At 37.5% G+C, this 16344-nt stretch carries 29 protein-coding genes and 1 pseudogene; all 30 read right to left on the bottom strand.

The features are described 5' to 3' along the window. A partial coding sequence (locus AC1DND_RS12490; protein WP_477582001.1) for a glycoside hydrolase domain-containing protein occupies window positions 1-624 on the bottom strand: 624 nt, incomplete at its 3' end. 345 nt (window positions 625-969) lie between these two features. Continuing rightward, window positions 970-1494 carry a 50S ribosomal protein L17 gene (rplQ, locus tag AC1DND_RS12485; protein ID WP_029278659.1) on the bottom strand — a complete coding sequence of 175 codons (525 nt, stop codon included), beginning with the start codon at window positions 1492-1494 and terminating at the stop codon, window positions 970-972. 103 nt (window positions 1495-1597) lie between these two features. Further along, on the bottom strand, window positions 1598-2590 hold the full coding sequence (locus AC1DND_RS12480) for a DNA-directed RNA polymerase subunit alpha (protein WP_025145205.1): 993 nt from the start codon (window positions 2588-2590) through the stop codon (window positions 1598-1600). An 85-nt stretch (window positions 2591-2675) separates the two neighbouring features. Beyond that, complete coding sequence (gene rpsD, locus AC1DND_RS12475; RefSeq protein ID WP_029282720.1) at window positions 2676-3284, bottom strand: 30S ribosomal protein S4; 609 nt, start codon at window positions 3282-3284, stop codon at window positions 2676-2678. A gap of 62 nt (window positions 3285-3346) precedes the next feature. Further along, entirely contained in the window at window positions 3347-3736 is a 390-nt protein-coding gene (rpsK, locus tag AC1DND_RS12470; RefSeq protein ID WP_025145207.1) for a 30S ribosomal protein S11, read from the bottom strand. A gap of 152 nt (window positions 3737-3888) precedes the next feature. Beyond that, complete coding sequence (gene rpsM, locus AC1DND_RS12465; RefSeq protein WP_010599886.1) at window positions 3889-4266, bottom strand: 30S ribosomal protein S13; 378 nt, start codon at window positions 4264-4266, stop codon at window positions 3889-3891. A 68-nt stretch (window positions 4267-4334) separates the two neighbouring features. Further along, a complete protein-coding gene (rpmJ, locus tag AC1DND_RS12460; RefSeq protein WP_010599887.1) occupies window positions 4335-4451 on the bottom strand; it encodes a 50S ribosomal protein L36 in 117 nt (38 codons plus the stop codon). A 1-nt stretch (window position 4452) separates the two neighbouring features. Beyond that, window positions 4453-4671: a translation initiation factor IF-1 gene (gene infA, locus AC1DND_RS12455; RefSeq protein WP_010599888.1), complete on the bottom strand. Its 219-nt coding sequence runs from the start codon at window positions 4669-4671 to the stop codon at window positions 4453-4455. Between the two features lie 71 nt (window positions 4672-4742). Continuing rightward, on the bottom strand, window positions 4743-5528 hold the full coding sequence (gene map, locus AC1DND_RS12450) for a type I methionyl aminopeptidase (RefSeq protein WP_057932148.1): 786 nt from the start codon (window positions 5526-5528) through the stop codon (window positions 4743-4745). Window positions 5529-5536: 8 nt separating this feature from the next. Next, window positions 5537-6877 (bottom strand): preprotein translocase subunit SecY, encoded by a 1341-nt coding sequence (gene secY, locus AC1DND_RS12445; protein WP_029278656.1) that lies wholly within the window; start codon window positions 6875-6877, stop codon window positions 5537-5539. A gap of 7 nt (window positions 6878-6884) precedes the next feature. Next, window positions 6885-7331, bottom strand: coding sequence for a 50S ribosomal protein L15 (gene rplO / locus AC1DND_RS12440; RefSeq protein ID WP_025145210.1), 447 nt, complete (start codon window positions 7329-7331; stop codon window positions 6885-6887). Between the two features lie 103 nt (window positions 7332-7434). Continuing rightward, entirely contained in the window at window positions 7435-7614 is a 180-nt protein-coding gene (rpmD, locus tag AC1DND_RS12435; protein ID WP_010599892.1) for a 50S ribosomal protein L30, read from the bottom strand. 4 nt (window positions 7615-7618) lie between these two features. Then, a pseudogene (locus AC1DND_RS12430) lies at window positions 7619-7891 on the bottom strand (uS5 family small ribosomal subunit protein); the annotation flags it as partial. Further along, window positions 7837-7989, bottom strand: a complete 153-nt coding sequence (locus tag AC1DND_RS12425) for a hypothetical protein (RefSeq protein WP_477582003.1) — start codon at window positions 7987-7989, stop codon at window positions 7837-7839. The gene AC1DND_RS12425 and the pseudogene AC1DND_RS12430, both read right to left, overlap by 55 nt. Window positions 7990-7994: 5 nt before the next feature. Beyond that, on the bottom strand, window positions 7995-8552 hold the full coding sequence (rplF, locus tag AC1DND_RS12420; protein ID WP_056848531.1) for a 50S ribosomal protein L6: 558 nt from the start codon (window positions 8550-8552) through the stop codon (window positions 7995-7997). Window positions 8553-8570: 18 nt separating this feature from the next. Next, the gene (rpsH, locus tag AC1DND_RS12415) at window positions 8571-8969 is read right to left on the bottom strand and encodes a 30S ribosomal protein S8 (RefSeq protein WP_010599896.1); all 399 of its coding nucleotides are present in this window, start codon (window positions 8967-8969) and stop codon (window positions 8571-8573) included. Window positions 8970-9119: 150 nt separating this feature from the next. Then, window positions 9120-9389 (bottom strand): 30S ribosomal protein S14, encoded by a 270-nt coding sequence (gene rpsN, locus AC1DND_RS12410; protein ID WP_025145214.1) that lies wholly within the window; start codon window positions 9387-9389, stop codon window positions 9120-9122. After that, window positions 9389-9955: a 50S ribosomal protein L5 gene (gene rplE / locus AC1DND_RS12405; RefSeq protein WP_086547740.1), complete on the bottom strand. Its 567-nt coding sequence runs from the start codon at window positions 9953-9955 to the stop codon at window positions 9389-9391. The genes rpsN and rplE overlap by 1 nt, the downstream gene beginning before the upstream one ends. Continuing rightward, window positions 9952-10293 (bottom strand): 50S ribosomal protein L24, encoded by a 342-nt coding sequence (gene rplX, locus AC1DND_RS12400; protein WP_029278653.1) that lies wholly within the window; start codon window positions 10291-10293, stop codon window positions 9952-9954. Before rplX ends, rplE begins: the two co-directional genes overlap by 4 nt. 113 nt (window positions 10294-10406) lie before the next feature. Next, window positions 10407-10619 carry a 50S ribosomal protein L29 gene (gene rpmC / locus AC1DND_RS12395; RefSeq protein ID WP_025145217.1) on the bottom strand — a complete coding sequence of 71 codons (213 nt, stop codon included), beginning with the start codon at window positions 10617-10619 and terminating at the stop codon, window positions 10407-10409. A gap of 73 nt (window positions 10620-10692) precedes the next feature. Continuing rightward, on the bottom strand, window positions 10693-11115 hold the full coding sequence (rplP, locus tag AC1DND_RS12390; protein WP_010599903.1) for a 50S ribosomal protein L16: 423 nt from the start codon (window positions 11113-11115) through the stop codon (window positions 10693-10695). 40 nt (window positions 11116-11155) lie between these two features. Continuing rightward, the gene (rpsC, locus tag AC1DND_RS12385; protein ID WP_029278651.1) at window positions 11156-12001 is read right to left on the bottom strand and encodes a 30S ribosomal protein S3; all 846 of its coding nucleotides are present in this window, start codon (window positions 11999-12001) and stop codon (window positions 11156-11158) included. Window positions 12002-12010: 9 nt separating this feature from the next. Beyond that, window positions 12011-12373 carry a 50S ribosomal protein L22 gene (rplV, locus tag AC1DND_RS12380; protein WP_029278650.1) on the bottom strand — a complete coding sequence of 121 codons (363 nt, stop codon included), beginning with the start codon at window positions 12371-12373 and terminating at the stop codon, window positions 12011-12013. 7 nt (window positions 12374-12380) lie between these two features. Continuing rightward, window positions 12381-12647 carry a 30S ribosomal protein S19 gene (gene rpsS, locus AC1DND_RS12375; RefSeq protein ID WP_010599906.1) on the bottom strand — a complete coding sequence of 89 codons (267 nt, stop codon included), beginning with the start codon at window positions 12645-12647 and terminating at the stop codon, window positions 12381-12383. Next, window positions 12647-13471 carry a 50S ribosomal protein L2 gene (gene rplB, locus AC1DND_RS12370; RefSeq protein ID WP_057932151.1) on the bottom strand — a complete coding sequence of 275 codons (825 nt, stop codon included), beginning with the start codon at window positions 13469-13471 and terminating at the stop codon, window positions 12647-12649. The genes rpsS and rplB overlap by 1 nt, the downstream gene beginning before the upstream one ends. A gap of 20 nt (window positions 13472-13491) precedes the next feature. Then, window positions 13492-13782: a 50S ribosomal protein L23 gene (gene rplW / locus AC1DND_RS12365; protein WP_029278648.1), complete on the bottom strand. Its 291-nt coding sequence runs from the start codon at window positions 13780-13782 to the stop codon at window positions 13492-13494. A 1-nt stretch (window position 13783) separates the two neighbouring features. After that, entirely contained in the window at window positions 13784-14413 is a 630-nt protein-coding gene (rplD, locus tag AC1DND_RS12360; protein ID WP_477581995.1) for a 50S ribosomal protein L4, read from the bottom strand. Between the two features lie 4 nt (window positions 14414-14417). After that, window positions 14418-15035, bottom strand: coding sequence for a 50S ribosomal protein L3 (gene rplC / locus AC1DND_RS12355; RefSeq protein ID WP_029278646.1), 618 nt, complete (start codon window positions 15033-15035; stop codon window positions 14418-14420). A gap of 172 nt (window positions 15036-15207) precedes the next feature. Beyond that, complete coding sequence (locus tag AC1DND_RS12350; protein ID WP_215124797.1) at window positions 15208-15603, bottom strand: DUF1634 domain-containing protein; 396 nt, start codon at window positions 15601-15603, stop codon at window positions 15208-15210. Further along, window positions 15603-16344 (bottom strand): sulfite exporter TauE/SafE family protein (locus AC1DND_RS12345; RefSeq protein ID WP_477581992.1); only part of this gene is annotated, 742 nt, incomplete at its 5' end. The genes AC1DND_RS12350 and AC1DND_RS12345, both read right to left, overlap by 1 nt.

Raw genomic sequence — 16344 nt, 5'->3', positions numbered from 1 at the left:
TTTTTGCACCCAGCGATAAGGTAAATCGTTCTGCATTTTGATCGGAAACATTCTGTCCTCTGGAAAAACGACAAAAGCTTCTGAAGCATATTTGGCCTTTATTGCAGCCGTTTCTTTGCCAGTGGCAATTACTTCCATTGGGTAAAAAGAGTTGAAAGCATCGATAGACTGGATCTCTACAACAGATGTATTCACTTTAACCTGTTTTGCCGCCCTTAACCATGCCTGGTCAGCCTGTTTAGGCTTTAAGTAAACTCCTTTCGGATAATTACTTCTTCCCTCATTTTTATAAGCGAGGTAGTAAACATAATATTTTCCAGCTCCAGGTGCTTCGAAATAAATATCAGCACTTTCTCTTGTCAATTTATCTGTGCCCACTACCGAAACAGTTTTACCACTGGCATCTTGTACGATGATTCCTTTTAGTTCTGGATGTTCATCTCTCCGGCGCCAATCGATTTTAGCATGGGCAATTTGGCCTGTACCAGCAAACTGCACCACAACTCTATGGTTACCTAAAGAATCGGGATTCCAGTCATTGTTACCATTGGTGTATTTTAATGTTTGTGCATTAAGAGATAGCTGTCCGAAAAGACAGAGTAATAGAAAAAGCCTGAATTTCATTTCAAATTTGTTTTCGGCTAATTTATAGATACCTAGCTAAAATAAAGCTATGTAATGAAAAAATGAGACAAACGTTTGATTTATTTGGTTCAATAGTTCAATAGTTCATTGGTCAATAGTTCATTAGTGGCTATCATGTGCCTAATGGAGTTATGCCATAGATTCATAGTGGTGTCAGATGTTGCCATCTGACACATAGAAGAAATTCTTAAGATCTAATTTATTTTTAACAAACTGTCAGATGGTAACATCTGACGCCACAGAATAACATCTGACAGCACAAAACGGCACAAAAAAAGTCCTGCTCTTTCGAACAGGACTTTTTTAATCTTAAGGTGAATAAAATTATTCTCCTTTTGGTTCTTCAGTAGCAGGAGCTTCTTCAGCAGGCGCAACTTCTTCAGCAACTTCAGCTTTCGCTTCAGCAGCTTTAGGTGCAGCAGTAGCTTTACTTCTACCACGACGAGTTGTTTTCTTCTCTTCTTTAACCTCTGCATCTTTACCGTAAACTGTATTATAGTCTACCAATTCAATTAAAGCCATTTCAGCGTTATCACCTAAACGGTTGTTTAATTTAATGATACGAGTGTAACCACCTGGACGGTTTGCAACTTTCTCAGCAATTTCGCGGAATAAGATTGTTACTACTTCTTTATCTTGTAAATAAGCAAATACTGTACGACGTGAGTGAGTAGTATCATTTTTTGATTTAGTGATAATTGGCTCAACATAAGTACGTAAAGCTTTAGCTTTAGCTAAAGTTGTTGTAATTCTTTTGTGCAAAATAAGTGATGAAGCCATGTTAGCTAACATCGCCTTTCTGTGGCTTGCGGTTCTACCTAAGTGGTTTACTTTTTTACCGTGTCTCATTGTTTTTTAATTGAGTGTATACCGTCTCGTTGCAATTAAGCTGAGGGAATTATACACTGTGAAATAATAATTTATTCAGCGCTAAGCGCATGGCGCAATGCGTTTATTCTTCGTCTAATTTAAATTTAGACAGGTTCATACCAAATGATAAACCTTTTGATTTTACTAATTCTTGGATCTCTGTTAAAGATTTTTTACCGAAGTTTCTGAATTTTAACATATCAGCAACATCGTAAGAAACTAAATCAGCTAAAGTACGGATATCAGCAGCTTTTAAGCAGTTTAATGCTCTAACTGAAAGATCCATGTCTACCAATTCAGTTTTAAGGATTTTACGCATGTGTAAAATTTCCTCATCAACTTCTTTAGTTTCTTCTTTAGCTTGAGATTCTAATACTAAATTCTCATCAGAGAATAACATAAAGTGTTGGATAAGGATCTTAGCCGCTTCTTTTAATGCTTCTTCTGGATGAATTGAACCGTCAGTAGAGATATCTAAAACCAATTTTTCATAATCCGTTTTTTGCTCAACACGAAAGTTTTCGATCGTGTATTTTACATTTTTCATTGGAGTATAAATCGAATCGATTGCGATTACACCTACAACAGCATCAGCAACTTTATTTTCTTCAGCAGGTACATAACCACGTCCTTTATTGATGGTTAATTCCACTTCCAAAGTAACAGATTTATCCATATTGCAAATTACATGCTCAGGATTTAAAACTGTAAAGTTGTTAGAGAATTTAGTGATATCACCAGCTTTAAACTGATCTTGACCATTAACGATGATGAAAACTTTTTCAGAATCACCTGAATCACCTGTTTTCTTAAAACGAACTTGTTTTAAGTTTAAGATAATATCAGTTAAATCTTCTACAACACCTTTCATGGTAGAAAACTCGTGAGATACGCCTGAAAAACGAATAGTAGTAATAGCATAACCTTCTAATGAAGAAAGTAAAATTCTTCTTAAGGCATTACCAATTGTTACACCGAAACCGGGCTCTAAAGGACGAAATTCAAATGTGCCATCGAAATCGGTTGATTTCTGCATGATCACTTTGTCTGGTTTCTGAAATGCTAAAATTGCCATTTATAATTTTTTAAATTCGTTATTGAATATATAGTAACATGAAAAAAGTTAATTACCCTTCTGAGGTAATTAACTAGTTCATTTATTACTTTGAGTACAACTCGATGATTAAGTTTTCCTTGATGTTTTCAGGAATCTCATCACGTTGAGGGTAGGTTAAGAATTTACCAGTTAATTCACTAGCGTTCCACTCTAACCAAGCAAACTTATTAATAGTTCTACCTGCAACTGAGTTACTAATTGATTCTAAAGATTTAGATTTCTCACGAACAGCAACCACATCACCAGCTTTTAACTGATATGAAGGGATATTTACAACTTCACCATTCACGGTAACGTGTTTATGGCTAACTAACTGGCGTGCACCAGAACGGGTTGTTGAAATACCTAAACGGTAAACTGTGTTATCTAAACGTGCTTCTAATAACTGAAGTAAGTTATCACCGGTAATACCAGCACGAGAAGATGCTTTTTTAAACAAGTTACTGAATTGTTTTTCTAATACACCATAAGTATATTTTACTTTTTGTTTCTCCATTAACTGGATAGCATATTCAGATTGTTTTCCTCTTCTTTTTGATGAGCCATGTTGCCCAGGAGGATAATTTTTTCTGTCTAACACCTTATCAGGACCGAAGATTGGTTCTCTGAATTTACGGGCGATTTTTGATTTTGGGCCTGTATATCTTGCCATTTTTTTTTCTGTTTTAAAGTATCGTCAGATCTGTAACCTGAGATTCTTAGCTTTAAAATTAATTAAACTCTTCTCTTTTTAGGAGGACGACATCCGTTGTGAGGAAGTGGAGTAATATCTTTAATAGATGTTACTTCGATACCTGCTACTTGCAAAGTTCTGATTGCAGATTCACGACCTGAACCCGGACCTTTTACAAATACTTCAACTTTACGCAAACCTAAATCAAACGCAACTTTACCACAATCTGAAGCTGCTTGACCAGCCGCATATGGTGTGTTCTTTTTAGAACCTTTAAAGCCCATTTTACCAGCAGAAGACCATGAAATAGTCTGTCCATTGTTGTTTGTTAAGGTAACGATAATGTTGTTGAAGGTAGCATTGATATGCGCCTGACCAACAGACTCAATTACAACGATACGTTTTTTTGTTACTTTTTTACTCTTAGCCATTTTATCTTTTAGATTTTAGATATGAGACTTGAGATATGAGACTTTCTCTACCCCGACACTCAGTATCCTACTTTTTATCTTTTATTCCAGATTTGAGCAGATTTTAAAGATATGGTGCTCACATCTAAAATCTCATATCTCATATCTATCTATTACTTAGTAGCTTTTTTCTTGTTAGCAACTGTTTTTCTCTTACCCTTACGAGTACGTGAGTTGTTTTTAGTACGCTGACCACGAGAAGGTAAACCTTTTCTGTGACGTAAACCACGGTAACAACCAATATCCATTAAACGTTTGATGTTTAACTGAACCTCTGAGCGTAAAGCACCTTCTACTTTAATCTCATCGTTAATCATTGTACGGATAGCTGATAACTCATCATCAGACCAGTCTTGTACTTTTTTGTTCAAGTCGATACCTGCTGTAGTTAATATACGTTGTGCAGTTGTTCTGCCAATTCCGTAGATATACGTTAAACCGATCTCTCCTCTTTTGTTTCTTGGTAAATCAATACCTGAAATCCTTGCCATATTTATTTATTTTTTGAGTAACTCCGAACGGCGGGCCACCGTTGTGCGGTTCATTACAATATTTTTAATTACCCTTGACGTTGCTTGTATTTAGGATTTTTCTTGTTGATTACGTAAAGTTTACCTTTACGGCGAATAATCTTACAATCAGCGCTACGTTTTTTAATTGATGATCTAACTTTCATTTTATTTGTATCTATAAGTAATGCGTCCCTTTGTTAAATCATAAGGAGACATTTCCAATTTAACTTTATCTCCAGGAAGAATTTTGATGTAGTGCATCCTCATCTTACCTGAAATATGCGCAATAATCTCATGCCCGTTCTCGAGTTCTACCCGGAACATCGCATTGGATAATGCTTCTCTTATTACTCCGTCTTGTTCAATTGAGGCTTGTTTAGCCATATTTTATTGATTGTTACTTAATTAGCTGCTTCTAAACAGGGTTGCAAAATTAAATAAAAAATTTTAATTATTTATTTTTTTTGTTGTAAAACTTCTTCTATTATAGAAAACGTTGATAAAACATCTGCTTTGCCCTTTTTTACGGCTACTGTGTGTTCAAAATGTGCCGATGGTTTATTGTCTTTACTGGTTACCGTCCATCCATCGTTATGGAATTTAACACCGGCTACGCCTGCATTGATCATGGGTTCTATCGCAATTACCATTCCTTCTTCAAGTTTTGGCCCTGCACCACGTTTCCCATAATTCGGAACTTCTGGTTTCTCATGAAGTTTTACACCAACACCGTGCCCAACAAGCTCTCTTACTACACCAAATCCATTAGCTTCTGCATACTGCTGAACAGCGAAACCGATATCACCGATACGCATACCAACAACAGCTTTTTCTATCCCCAATTCCAGGCAACGTTTAGTAACCTCAATCAATTTCTGTTTTTCGGCATCAATTTCCCCGATAGAGAAAGTATAGGCCGAATCGCCAAAATAATTGTTTTTAATAACCCCACAATCAACTGAAATTAAGTCGCCCTCCTGGATTACGTATTCGCTTGGAAAACCATGAACAACCTGTTCATTTGGCGAAATACATAAAGAATTAGGGAAACCATTATAGTTTAAAAATGCCGGAATCGCTCCATGGTCACTTATAAACTCGTAGGCTAGTTTATCTAACTGAATAGTAGTCATGCCTGCTTTTATCACCTTGGCCACTTCGGCCAAAGTTTTAGAAACAAGCATGGAACTTTCTCTTATTAACTCGATCTCCTCAAGAGATTTGTAATAAATTTTAGACATTCGTTACACTACAACGCTGCGTTGCTACTTGCAGCAGGAACACCTGTTCTGCCAGTAACTCTACCCGTTTTCATCAAACCATCGTAATGGCGCATCAATAAATAACTTTCGATCTGCTGTAAAGTATCCAATACAACACCAACTAAAATCAATAAAGAAGTACCACCGAAGAAGTGCGCAAACTCTTGTTTAATGCCGAACTTAACCGCTAACGAAGGTAAAATAGCAATGATCGCTAAAAATACTGCACCTGGGAAAGTGATTTTAGAAATTACATCATCAATAAAAGTTGATGTTGCAAAACCCGGTTTAACACCTGGGATAAAACCACCGTTTTTCTTCATATCATCACTCATTTGAGTTGGATTAACTGTAATTGCAGTATAGAAGAAAGTAAATGCGATAATTAAAAATGCGAACGTTAAGCTATAAGCCAACGAAGTTGTGTTACTGAACTGGATTAACCAAGAACCTTGTAATGAAGGAACAAACTGCATTAAAGCACCTGGAATAAACATTAACGCCTGAGCGAAAATGATCGGCATAACACCAGCAGCATTTACCTTTAAAGGAATGTACTGACGGACACCACCAAACTGGCGGTTACCAACTATTTTCTTTGCGTACTGTACAGGTACTTTACGTACACCTTGAACAATTAAAATGGTAAACATTACCACAGCAAATAATGCAACGATCTCTAAAACCAATGCCACCGGGCCTCCACCTTCACTAGATGAGCCTACACGTGCACTAAATTCTTGAGAAATTGCAACTGGTAAACGGGCAATAATACCAACCATAATGATTAGTGATGTACCGTTACCAATACCTTTATCAGTAATTTTTTCGCCCAACCACATTACAAATAATGTACCTGCTGTTAATACAAACGTAGATAACACTAAGAATAAAGTATTTGGCAATAAAATAGCTTCTGCGGGAACTTGCGTTTTAACGTAACCAACAGATTGAACGATTGTGATCGCTACCGTTAGGTAACGGGTAATCTGGTTCATTTTCTTTCTACCACTTTCGCCCTCTTTCTGCATTTTTTGGAAAGAAGGAACAGCAATACCCAATAGTTGCACCACAATCGATGCAGAGATATAAGGCATTACCCCCAACGCTAAAATAGACACACGAGAGAAAGAACCTCCGGCAAACATATCTAGTAAGCCTAAGATTCCTGATTTTTCGTTATTGCCTAAAGCAGTTGGATCTACACCTGGTAAAACCACGTGAGATACGAAACGGTATACCAAAAGAATTAAGAGCGTAAACAATATACGCTCTTTTAATTCCTGAATTTTCCAGATATTACTTAAAGTAGTAAATAGCTTCTTCATTTAATAATTACAATTTTACAATAGAACCACCTGCGGCTTCAATAGCTTTTTGTGCGGTTGCAGAGAACGCATGTGCTGTAATTTCTAGCTTTGCTTTAACTTCACCACGACCTAAAATTTTAACTAAGTCATTTTTAGAAGCTAAACCATGTGCTTGTAAAGCAGCGAAATCGATAGTTGTTAAGCTGTGTTTTTCAGCTAAAGCTTGTAAAACATCTAAGTTTACGCCAACATATTCTGTACGGTTGATTGGTTTGAAACCAACTTTAGGCACACGACGTTGTAAAGGCATTTGACCACCTTCGAAACCGATTTTGGTTTTGTGACCTGAACGAGAACCCGCACCTTTGTGACCACGAGTTGAAGTACCGCCACGACCAGAACCTGTACCACGACCAATTCTTTTGCTGTTTTTTGTAGAACCTACTGCAGGTTTTAAATTACTTAAATTCATTTTTTTGAATTTGTGTTGCCCTTCGCTTTCACTAAACAGGTACAACGATTAAACATATATAAAGGTAGTACGGCTTTTACCCATACTACCTTTAAAACTTTTACTAGATTGCTTCGATTGCTACCAAATGGTTCACTTTGCGAACCATACCGATAATTTGCGGAGTAGCTTCAACCTCAACACTTTGGTTCATTTTAGATAAACCCAAAGCCTGAACGGTTCTTTTTTGGCGCTCGCTTCTGTCGATAACGCTTTTTACTTGTGTTATTTTGATCTTAGCCATGATATTATCCGTTAAATACTTTGTTTAAATCTATACCACGAGTTTGAGCTACTGTATAAGCATCACGCATTTTAGTTAATGCATCAACAGTTGCTTTTACTACGTTGTGTGGGTTAGATGATCCTTTAGATTTTGCCAATACGTTATGCACGCCAGCACTCTCTAATACAGCACGCATCGCACCACCAGCAATTACTCCGGTACCTACTGCAGCTGGTTTGATTAAAACAAAACCACCTGAGAATTTACCGATTTGCTCGTGAGGAACAGTACCGTTCTATATACAGATAACCTTGGACGTTCTTCCGAACCGGTAAGTCTTTTTCTGATCCCTTTTTTAATACGATCTCTTCTTGATAATTTTTTACCTGCCATGATTACTATTTTTTAGATGCTGATTTACCTGCTTTTCTTCTTAACACTTCACCTACAAACTTGATACCTTTACCTTTATATGGCTCTGGTGCACGTAACGAACGGATTTTCGCTGCTACTTGACCGATCAATTGTTTGTCAATACTTTCTAAAATGATTTTAGGAGTCTGACCTTTTTCTGAAGATGTAGTTACTTTAATCTCTTCTGGTAACTGGAATACATAGTGGTGAGAATAACCTAAAACTAGATCTAGTGTGTTACCTTGGTTTGTAGCACGGTAACCAACACCTACTAATTCTTGAGTTAATTTATAACCTTCTGTAACACCAACAACCATGTTGTTAAGCAATGAGCGATATAAACCGTGTAATGCTTTGTGTTTCTTTTGTTCTGAAGGACGTTGAACTGTTAAAATTCCGTCTTCCTGACTTACAGTGATATCTGAATCTACTGCTTGTGTTAATTCACCTTTAGGACCTTTTACACTTACTACGTTATCTTTTGATACGGTAATTGTAACACCTGCAGGGATTGTAATTGGGGCTTTTCCTATTCTTGACATTGTGCTGTTCTCCTAATATTAATAAACGTGACACAATACCTCACCACCAATGTTTAATTTGGCTGCTTCTTTATCGGTCATTACACCTTTAGAAGTAGATAAGATTGCGATACCTAAACCGTTTAATACTCTTGGCATATTTTCAACACCAGCATAGTTTCTCAAACCTGGTTTACTTACTCGCACTAATGTACGAATAGCAGGAACTTTAGTAATTGGATTGTATTTCAAAGCAATTTTAATTGTGCCTTGAACTGTAGTATCTTCAAACTTGTAGTTCGCGATGTAACCTTTGTCAAAAAGAACTTTAGTAATTTCTTTTTTAAGGTTTGATGCAGGAATTTCTACAACACGGTGGTTGGCCTTAATGGCATTCCTTACTCTTGTTAAATAATCTGCTATTGGATCTGTATTCATTTTTTATTGTTTTTGATAGTGGTTTCCTTCTGCTACCCAGCTGTGGGACCTGCTACCGGTTAAAATTCTTTTAAAAGCAAAAAGACTAAAGCACAAAGACTAAAGCGACATGTATCGCTTTAGACTTTGAGCTTTCAGCTTTAAGCTATATTACCAAGATGCTTTTTTAACACCTGGTATTTTACCGTCTAGTGCCATCTGGCGGAATGTTACCCTTGAAATACCAAAGGTACGCATATATCCACGAGGACGACCAGTTAATTTACAACGGTTGTGTAAACGTACTGGAGATGAGTTTTTAGGTAATTTATCTAAACCCTCGAAATCTCCTGCAGCTTTTAATACTGCACGTTTTTCAGCGTATCTAGCTACCAATTTTTGGCGCTTAACTTCGCGTGCTTTTACACCTTCTTTTGCCATTATTCTGCTGTTTTTTGATTTTTAAATGGTAATCCGAATTGTTTCAATAACTCAAGAGCCTCAACGTCAGATTTTGCCGAAGTTACGAAAGTTATATCCATACCTAAAATTTTATTGATTTTATCGATATTAATCTCAGGGAAGATGATTTGCTCAGTAACACCTAATGTATAGTTACCTTTTCCATCAAATCCTTTATCATTAATACCTTTGAAATCGCGGATACGAGGCAAAGCTACAGAGATCAAACGATCTAAGAACTCGTACATGTTGTTATCGCGTAATGTAACACGTACACCTACTGGCATACCTTTACGTAATTTAAAGTTAGAGATATCTTTCTTTGAATTAGCCGGAACCGCTTGTTGACCAGTAATGGTAGTCAACTCAACGATAGTGGTATCCATAATTTTCTTATCAGTAACAGAAAAACGACCAACACCCTGATTGATACAGATTTTTTCCAATTTAGGAACCTGCATTACAGTTTTGTACTGAAATTTTTCTTTTAGTGCATTTACAACTTCTTCTTTGTATTTGCTTTTTAATCTAGGTGTAGCCATTATTTAATCTCCTCTCCTGAAATTTTAGCAACTCTAACTAATTTACCATCTGCGTTAAGTTTACGACCTACGCGGGTAGCTTTACCAGATTTTGGATCAACCAACATCAAGTTAGAAATGTGAAGAGCAGCTTCTTTTTTAATAATACCACCGTTTGGATTAGCAGCATTTGGTTTAGTATGTTTAGATACTAAGTTAATGCCTTCCACAATGGCTCTGTTTTTATCTATAAGTACTGAAAGTACTTTTCCTTGTTGACCTTTTGAATCGCCAGCAATGACTTTAACTAAATCTCCTGTGCGGATTTTAAGTTTTGATGGTGTATTTACTTTGTTTCCCATTTTATAATACCTCCGGTGCTAATGATACAATTTTCATGAATTGTTTTTCACGTAGTTCTCCCACTAACCCGGTTCTTGTTTTTCTTAATTGTCTTTCCATGTCGACTCTCAAATTATTTAGTTTCAGTAGCTGACTCAGTGTTTTTCACTTTAGTCAACTCAGTGTTTAAACGGGCTATGTCTTTCCTTACTTTTGCAATGCGTGAAGGATTTTCGATAGCTGAAATAGTGTGAGCGAACTTCAATTTTGATAAGTTCTCTTTTTCTTCCGCAATCTTAGCTACTAATTCTTCTTTTGAAAGCCCTGTGATTTCTGAATTTTTCATTTTTCTTTTTCTTTTACGTTGAGTGTAGCGGTTATAATAAACAAGTATTTACAACATTCACCTCAACACTTTACTATGCTTCTACGTAATCTCTACGTACTACGAATTTGGTTTGGATCGGTAATTTCTGAGCTGCTAAACGCAATGCTTCTTTAGCAACTTCTAAAGGCACACCTTCAGCTTCGAAAATTACACGTCCTGGTCTTACAACTGCTACCCAATACTCAGGAGCACCTTTACCTTTACCCATACGTACCTCAGCAGGTTTTTTAGTTACCGGTTTGTCCGGGAAGATCCTGATCCATACTTGGCCTTCACGTTTCATGAAACGAGTTACGGCAATACGGGCAGCCTCTATCTGACGACTTGTGATCCAAGTAGCTTCTAGAGATTTGATACCGAAAGATCCGAATGCTAACTCAGCTCCACGAGAAGCTAAACCCTTCATTCTGCCTTTTTGCATCTTCCTGAACTTCGTTCTTTTTGGCTGTAACATTTTATTTTGTTCTAATCGTTAAACGATGTTAATAAATCAATTATTTACGAGGACCTCTGTTAGCGCCTGCGCCACCACCTCTGTTTGCACCACCTTGGCCTGGACCACGACCACCGCCTTGGTTTCCACCACGTCTGTCGTTACCACCGCCACGGTTATCTCTTCCACCACCACGGTTATCTCTTCCACCAAAAGCTGGTTTATCTGATGCGCCTTTTGGACCGTTGTTTGTTGCACCAATGTTTGGAGACAAATCACGTTTTCCATAAACCTCACCTTTACAGATCCAAACTTTAACACCTATTTTACCATAAGTAGTTAAGGCTTCAGCTAAAGCGTAGTCGATATCAGCACGGAATGTATGCAAAGGCACTCTTCCTTCTTTGTACTGCTCAGTACGTGCCATCTCAGCACCACCTAAACGACCAGAAGTCATGATTTTGATACCTTCAGCACCCATACGCATGGTTGATGCGATAGAAGATTTCATTGCTCTACGGAATGAGATCCTTGCTTCTAATTGTTTTGCAACACCTTCTGCAACTAATTGTGCATCAAGCTCTGGGCGTTTAATTTCGAAGATGTTAATTTGAATTTCCTTTTTAGTTAATTTCTTTAACTCTTCTTTAATTTTATCAACCTCAGCACCTGCTTTACCGATTACGATACCTGGACGAGCTGTGTGGATAGTTACCGTGATACGTTTTAACGTACGCTCGATTACTACTTTTGCAACACCGCCTTTAGCGATACGGGCAGAAAGGTATTTTCTTATTTTCTCATCTTCAACTAATTTATCGGAGTAGTTGTTGCCACCGAACCAGTTAGAATCCCATCCTTTGATGATACCTAACCTGTTACCTATTGGATTTGCTTTTTGTCCCATTTCCTAAAATTAGTTTTGAGTTGTTTCTGTACTTTTACTATCTACAATCAGCGTTACGTGGTTAGAACGTTTACGAATTCTATATCCACGGCCTTGAGGAGCTGGACGTAAGCGTTTCAACTGACGGCCACCATCAACCATAACTGTTTTTACAAAAAGTTGGTTTTCTTCAGGGCGAGCACCTTCATTTTTAGATTCCCAGTTTTTGATAGCAGATAATAATAATTTCTCAACTCTTATTGCTGCTTCTTTATTGGTAAACTTTAAAATGCTTAATGCTTTTTCTACACGTTCACCTCTGATAAGATCTACAACCAAACGCATCTTACGCGGTGAGGTTGGACAATTGTTTAATTTTGCTATTGCTTCCATTGTCTAATTATTTTTTCTTTTCAGCGTGTCCTCTGAATGTTCTGGTTGGAGCAAATTCTCCCAACTTGTGACCAACCATGTTTTCTGTTACGTACACAGGGATAAATTTATTTCCGTTGTGTACAGCAAATGTATGATTCACGAAATCTGGTGATATCATTGATCTGCGAGACCAAGTTTTGATTACAGACTTTTTGCCTGAATCATTCATAGAGTTTACTTTTTTCTCTACGTTATGGTCAATATAAGGTCCTTTTTTTATCGAACGAGCCATTATTTCTTCCTTCTCTCTATGATGTAACGATTAGAATATTTTTTAAGTTCTCTGGTTTTGAAGCCTTTAGCTAAAACACCATTTCTTGAACGTGGGTGACCACCTGATGATCTACCTTCACCACCACCCATTGGGTGATCGACAGGGTTCATCGCTACCGGTCTAGTTCTCGGACGACGGCCCAACCAACGTTTACGACCAGCTTTACCTAATACTTCGTTTGCATGATCTGAGTTAGATACAGCACCGATAGTAGCAAGACAAGTAGTCAAGATTAAACGGGTTTCGCCTGAAGGCATTTTTAAAGTAGCATATTTACCATCGCGGGCAGCTAATTGTGCGTAAGCACCTGCACTACGAGCTAATTGTGCTCCTTTTCCAGGATGGATCTCTACGTTGTGTACGATAGAACCTAATGGAATGTTCGATAATTTTAAAGTGTTACCTACTTCTGGTGCTGCTTTGTCGCCCGATAATAATACCGAACCAACTTGCAATCCTTCAGGAGCGATGATATAACGCTTCTCGCCATCTGCATAGTGTAATAATGCGATGCGGGCAGTACGGTTTGGATCGTATTCAACAGTAGCTACTGTTGCAGGAATATCGAATTTATCGCGTTTGAAGTCGATTAAACGATATGATTTTTTGTGACCACCGCCCATGTAGCGCATAGTCATTTTTCCTGTGTTGTTACGTCCACCAGACTTTTTTGATGATACAACCAATGATTTTTCGGGCTTGGTTGCTGTAATCTCCGTAAAACTAGCACCAACTCTGAAGCGGGTACCTGGAGTAACTGGTTTAAATTTTCTTAAGCCCATAGTTATAATGAATTATTAAATTAAAGGGTTGCGTAATAATCTATTGTTTCGCCGTCTTTTAACGTTACGATTGCTTTTTTGTATTTCGGGCTACGGCCAGATACAAAACCTGCTTTAGTGTAACGAGATTTAGCTTTTCCATCAACAACCATTGTGTTAACTGCAACGATGGTTACACCGTACAATTTCTCAATTGCTTGTTTAATCTGGATTTTGTTAGCCTTGTGGTTAACGCTAAATGTGAAACGGTTAGATTTCTCAGTTAAAGCTGAAGCTTTTTCGGTTAATATTGGTTTTTTTAAAATTTCCATATTATTTGGYAAACGCCTCCTCCAAAGTTTTAACAGAATCAGCAGTTAACACAAGTACACCAGCGTTTAATACATCATAAGTATTTAAATCTGCTGCCGAGATTACTTTAGTTTTCTGAATGTTTCTGCTTGATAAATAGATATTATTATTTTGCGCAGGTAAAACCAATAAAGTTTTTTGAGTACCTACGTTTAACGCAGCCAATAAACTTGTATAGTTTTTAGTTTTAGCTGTATCGAAGTTGAAATCTTCTAAAACTACCACGTTGTTATCTTTTGCTTTATAAGCTAAAGCAGATTTACGTGCTAATGATTTTAATTTCTTGTTCAATTTAAAGCTATAATCACGTGGCTGAGGACCGAAAACACGACCACCACCGTTAAATAACGGAGATTTAATGCTACCAGCACGGGCACCACCTGTACCTTTTTGTTTGTATAGTTTACGAGTTGAACCAGCAATCTCATTACGTTGTTTAGATTTGTGAGTACCTTGACGTTGGTTAGCCAAATACTGTTTTACATCTAAATAAATCGCGTGGTCGTTAGGCTCGATACCAAATACCGATTCAGGAAGTTGCACCTTGGCACCTGTTTCTTTACCTGAAATGTTTAATACTTTAACTTCCATCTGATTACTTGTCTAAGATTACGTAAGAACCTTTAGCTCCTGGAATGGAACCACTAACTACTAATAAGTTTTGCTCAGCATAAACTTTCAAAACTTGTAAGTTCTGAACTTTTACCCTGTCTCCACCTGTTCTTCCAGCCATGCGCATTCCTTTGAATACACGTGAAGGGAATGACGATGCTCCCAATGAACCTGGGGCACGTAAACGGTTATGCTGACCGTGAGTCTGCATACCAACACCGGCAAATCCGTGGCGTTTTACAACACCTTGAAAACCTTTACCTTTTGAGGTACCTACAACATCAACAAAATCGCCTTCTGCGAAAGAATCAACCGTTACTACATCACCTAAATTAAGTGAAGTTGTAAACGAATCAAATTCTACCAGCTTGCGTTTCGGAGTTGTGTTTGCTTTCGCGAAATGGCCTTTCAATGGTTGAGTTGTGTTTTTCTCTTTTTTCTCATCGTAACCCAACTGGATTGATGAATAACCATCTACTTCTTCGGTTTTTACCTGTGTAACTACACAAGGTCCAGCCTCGATTACCGTACAAGGAATGTTTCTTCCTTCGGCATCAAAGATACTGGTCATTCCTACTTTTTTTCCAATAATTCCTGACATTTTATCTTTTCTTTTTAACACCCATCGAAGCAGTAGGGCTTCGTTCAAGGTGGTTGTACATCCCCCGAAAGGGACGGCAAAGATAGGCAAGAAATATTAATTTTCAAATAGTTAGCCAAATATTTTTTCAAATAAATTGCTGATATGATGGGATTTAACTAAAAAAGAGATGTTAATGTGCCAAACCGCCATTTAAACTGATGGTTATAATGGCCAAAATGATAAATCCGATGAGTACATATAGGTAATCTCGCTCGATTAAAAAGCTGAAAATAGCAAAAACAATACGTGCAATTGGCGTAAAAATGAGCATCAGGATACCAAATTGCACAATGGCATCGCCCTGAAAAGTAGATACCCCCTTAAATATGGCCACTATAGAAGAAAACTTGCTCAGCTCGGGTTTAAAAACTTTATAGTCGGTAATGGCTCCACTATTATGGATTAGAAAAATGGCACCACCTATTAATACAATGCTCATCGAAATAATTACACCCGCACGCAGAAGCGTACCCAAAATTACCTGAATATCCTTATCGTTTAGGTTTTCTTTTCCTGTTGTACGCATTATAATCCGCTTATTCCTTTATAAATCATCTGTAATGCCAAGAATACAACAACTACGGCAAATATCATTTTGAGCTTATCGGTTTTGGCTCTTAACAAAATTTTTGAGCCAATAGTTGCGCCAGTTAAAACGCCGATACATACTGGCATGGCAATGCCCGGATCGATCTGGCCACGATGTAAGTAAACCACCGCACTGGCAGCAGCAGTAACCCCCATCATAAAATTACTGGTTGTTGTTGATACCTTAAATGGCAAACGCATAATGTTATCCATCGCGATTACTTTTAATGCCCCACTCCCAATACCGAGCAAACCCGATAATGTTCCGGCAAAAAGCATCATTAAAAAACCTCCCGGAACATGTTTTACCGCATATGGATGATCTACACCTTTATCTGGATAAGATCCATTGAGTTTAAAAAAATTGGCCCATTTATCGGTATTATCTAAAGTAGTATGATCTACCTTTTTCTTTAGCGTCATGATGGCCGAAAAAATCAGGATACAGCCAAATAGAATAGCAATATAATTGGCATTGAGATAAACGGCTACAATTGCACCGCACACCGCACCTATTGTGGTAGCGATTTCTAAAAACATTCCAATTCGGATATTGGTAATCCCTTCTTTTACATAAGCTGCTGCCGAACCCGAAGAGGTTGCAATAACAGAAACAATTGATGCACCTATAGCATAATGGATATCAACCCCTAAAGCTAAAGTGAGCAATGGAATAATA

It is taken from the genome of Pedobacter sp. 01N416, from assembly GCF_056399685.1.
Note: the sequence above shows the minus strand (reverse complement) of the source record. Positions and strands in the feature narration are given on the sequence as shown.

Bases quoted from the DNA above. Each gene is read 5' to 3' on its own strand.
- rplQ (WP_029278659.1), bottom strand. From the start codon at position 1,494: ATGAGACACGGTAAAAAAGTAAACCACTTAGGTAGAACCGCAAGCCAC.
- AC1DND_RS12480 (WP_025145205.1), bottom strand. From the start codon at position 2,590: ATGGCAATTTTAGCATTTCAGAAACCAGACAAAGTGATCATGCAGAAA.
- rpsD (WP_029282720.1), bottom strand. From the start codon at position 3,284: ATGGCAAGATATACAGGCCCAAAATCAAAAATCGCCCGTAAATTCAGA.
- rpsK (WP_025145207.1), bottom strand. From the start codon at position 3,736: ATGGCTAAGAGTAAAAAAGTAACAAAAAAACGTATCGTTGTAATTGAG.
- rpsM (WP_010599886.1), bottom strand. From the start codon at position 4,266: ATGGCAAGGATTTCAGGTATTGATTTACCAAGAAACAAAAGAGGAGAG.
- rpmJ (WP_010599887.1), bottom strand. From the start codon at position 4,451: ATGAAAGTTAGATCATCAATTAAAAAACGTAGCGCTGATTGTAAGATT.
- infA (WP_010599888.1), bottom strand. From the start codon at position 4,671: ATGGCTAAACAAGCCTCAATTGAACAAGACGGAGTAATAAGAGAAGCA.
- map (WP_057932148.1), bottom strand. From the start codon at position 5,528: ATGTCTAAAATTTATTACAAATCTCTTGAGGAGATCGAGTTAATAAGA.
- secY (WP_029278656.1), bottom strand. From the start codon at position 6,877: ATGAAGAAGCTATTTACTACTTTAAGTAATATCTGGAAAATTCAGGAA.
- rplO (WP_025145210.1), bottom strand. From the start codon at position 7,331: ATGAATTTAAGTAATTTAAAACCTGCAGTAGGTTCTACAAAAAACAGC.
- rpmD (WP_010599892.1), bottom strand. From the start codon at position 7,614: ATGGCTAAGATCAAAATAACACAAGTAAAAAGCGTTATCGACAGAAGC.
- AC1DND_RS12425 (WP_477582003.1), bottom strand. From the start codon at position 7,989: ATGGCAGGTAAAAAATTATCAAGAAGAGATCGTATTAAAAAAGGGATC.
- rplF (WP_056848531.1), bottom strand. From the start codon at position 8,552: ATGTCAAGAATAGGAAAAGCCCCAATTACAATCCCTGCAGGTGTTACA.
- rpsH (WP_010599896.1), bottom strand. From the start codon at position 8,969: ATGAATACAGATCCAATAGCAGATTATTTAACAAGAGTAAGGAATGCC.
- rpsN (WP_025145214.1), bottom strand. From the start codon at position 9,389: ATGGCAAAAGAAGGTGTAAAAGCACGCGAAGTTAAGCGCCAAAAATTG.
- rplX (WP_029278653.1), bottom strand. From the start codon at position 10,293: ATGGGAAACAAAGTAAATACACCATCAAAACTTAAAATCCGCACAGGA.
- rpmC (WP_025145217.1), bottom strand. From the start codon at position 10,619: ATGAAAAATTCAGAAATCACAGGGCTTTCAAAAGAAGAATTAGTAGCT.
- rplP (WP_010599903.1), bottom strand. From the start codon at position 11,115: ATGTTACAGCCAAAAAGAACGAAGTTCAGGAAGATGCAAAAAGGCAGA.
- rpsC (WP_029278651.1), bottom strand. From the start codon at position 12,001: ATGGGACAAAAAGCAAATCCAATAGGTAACAGGTTAGGTATCATCAAA.
- rplV (WP_029278650.1), bottom strand. From the start codon at position 12,373: ATGGAAGCAATAGCAAAATTAAACAATTGTCCAACCTCACCGCGTAAG.
- rpsS (WP_010599906.1), bottom strand. From the start codon at position 12,647: ATGGCTCGTTCGATAAAAAAAGGACCTTATATTGACCATAACGTAGAG.
- rplB (WP_057932151.1), bottom strand. From the start codon at position 13,471: ATGGGCTTAAGAAAATTTAAACCAGTTACTCCAGGTACCCGCTTCAGA.
- rplW (WP_029278648.1), bottom strand. From the start codon at position 13,782: ATGGAAATTTTAAAAAAACCAATATTAACCGAAAAAGCTTCAGCTTTA.
- rplC (WP_029278646.1), bottom strand. From the start codon at position 15,035: ATGTCAGGAATTATTGGAAAAAAAGTAGGAATGACCAGTATCTTTGAT.
- AC1DND_RS12350 (WP_215124797.1), bottom strand. From the start codon at position 15,603: ATGCGTACAACAGGAAAAGAAAACCTAAACGATAAGGATATTCAGGTA.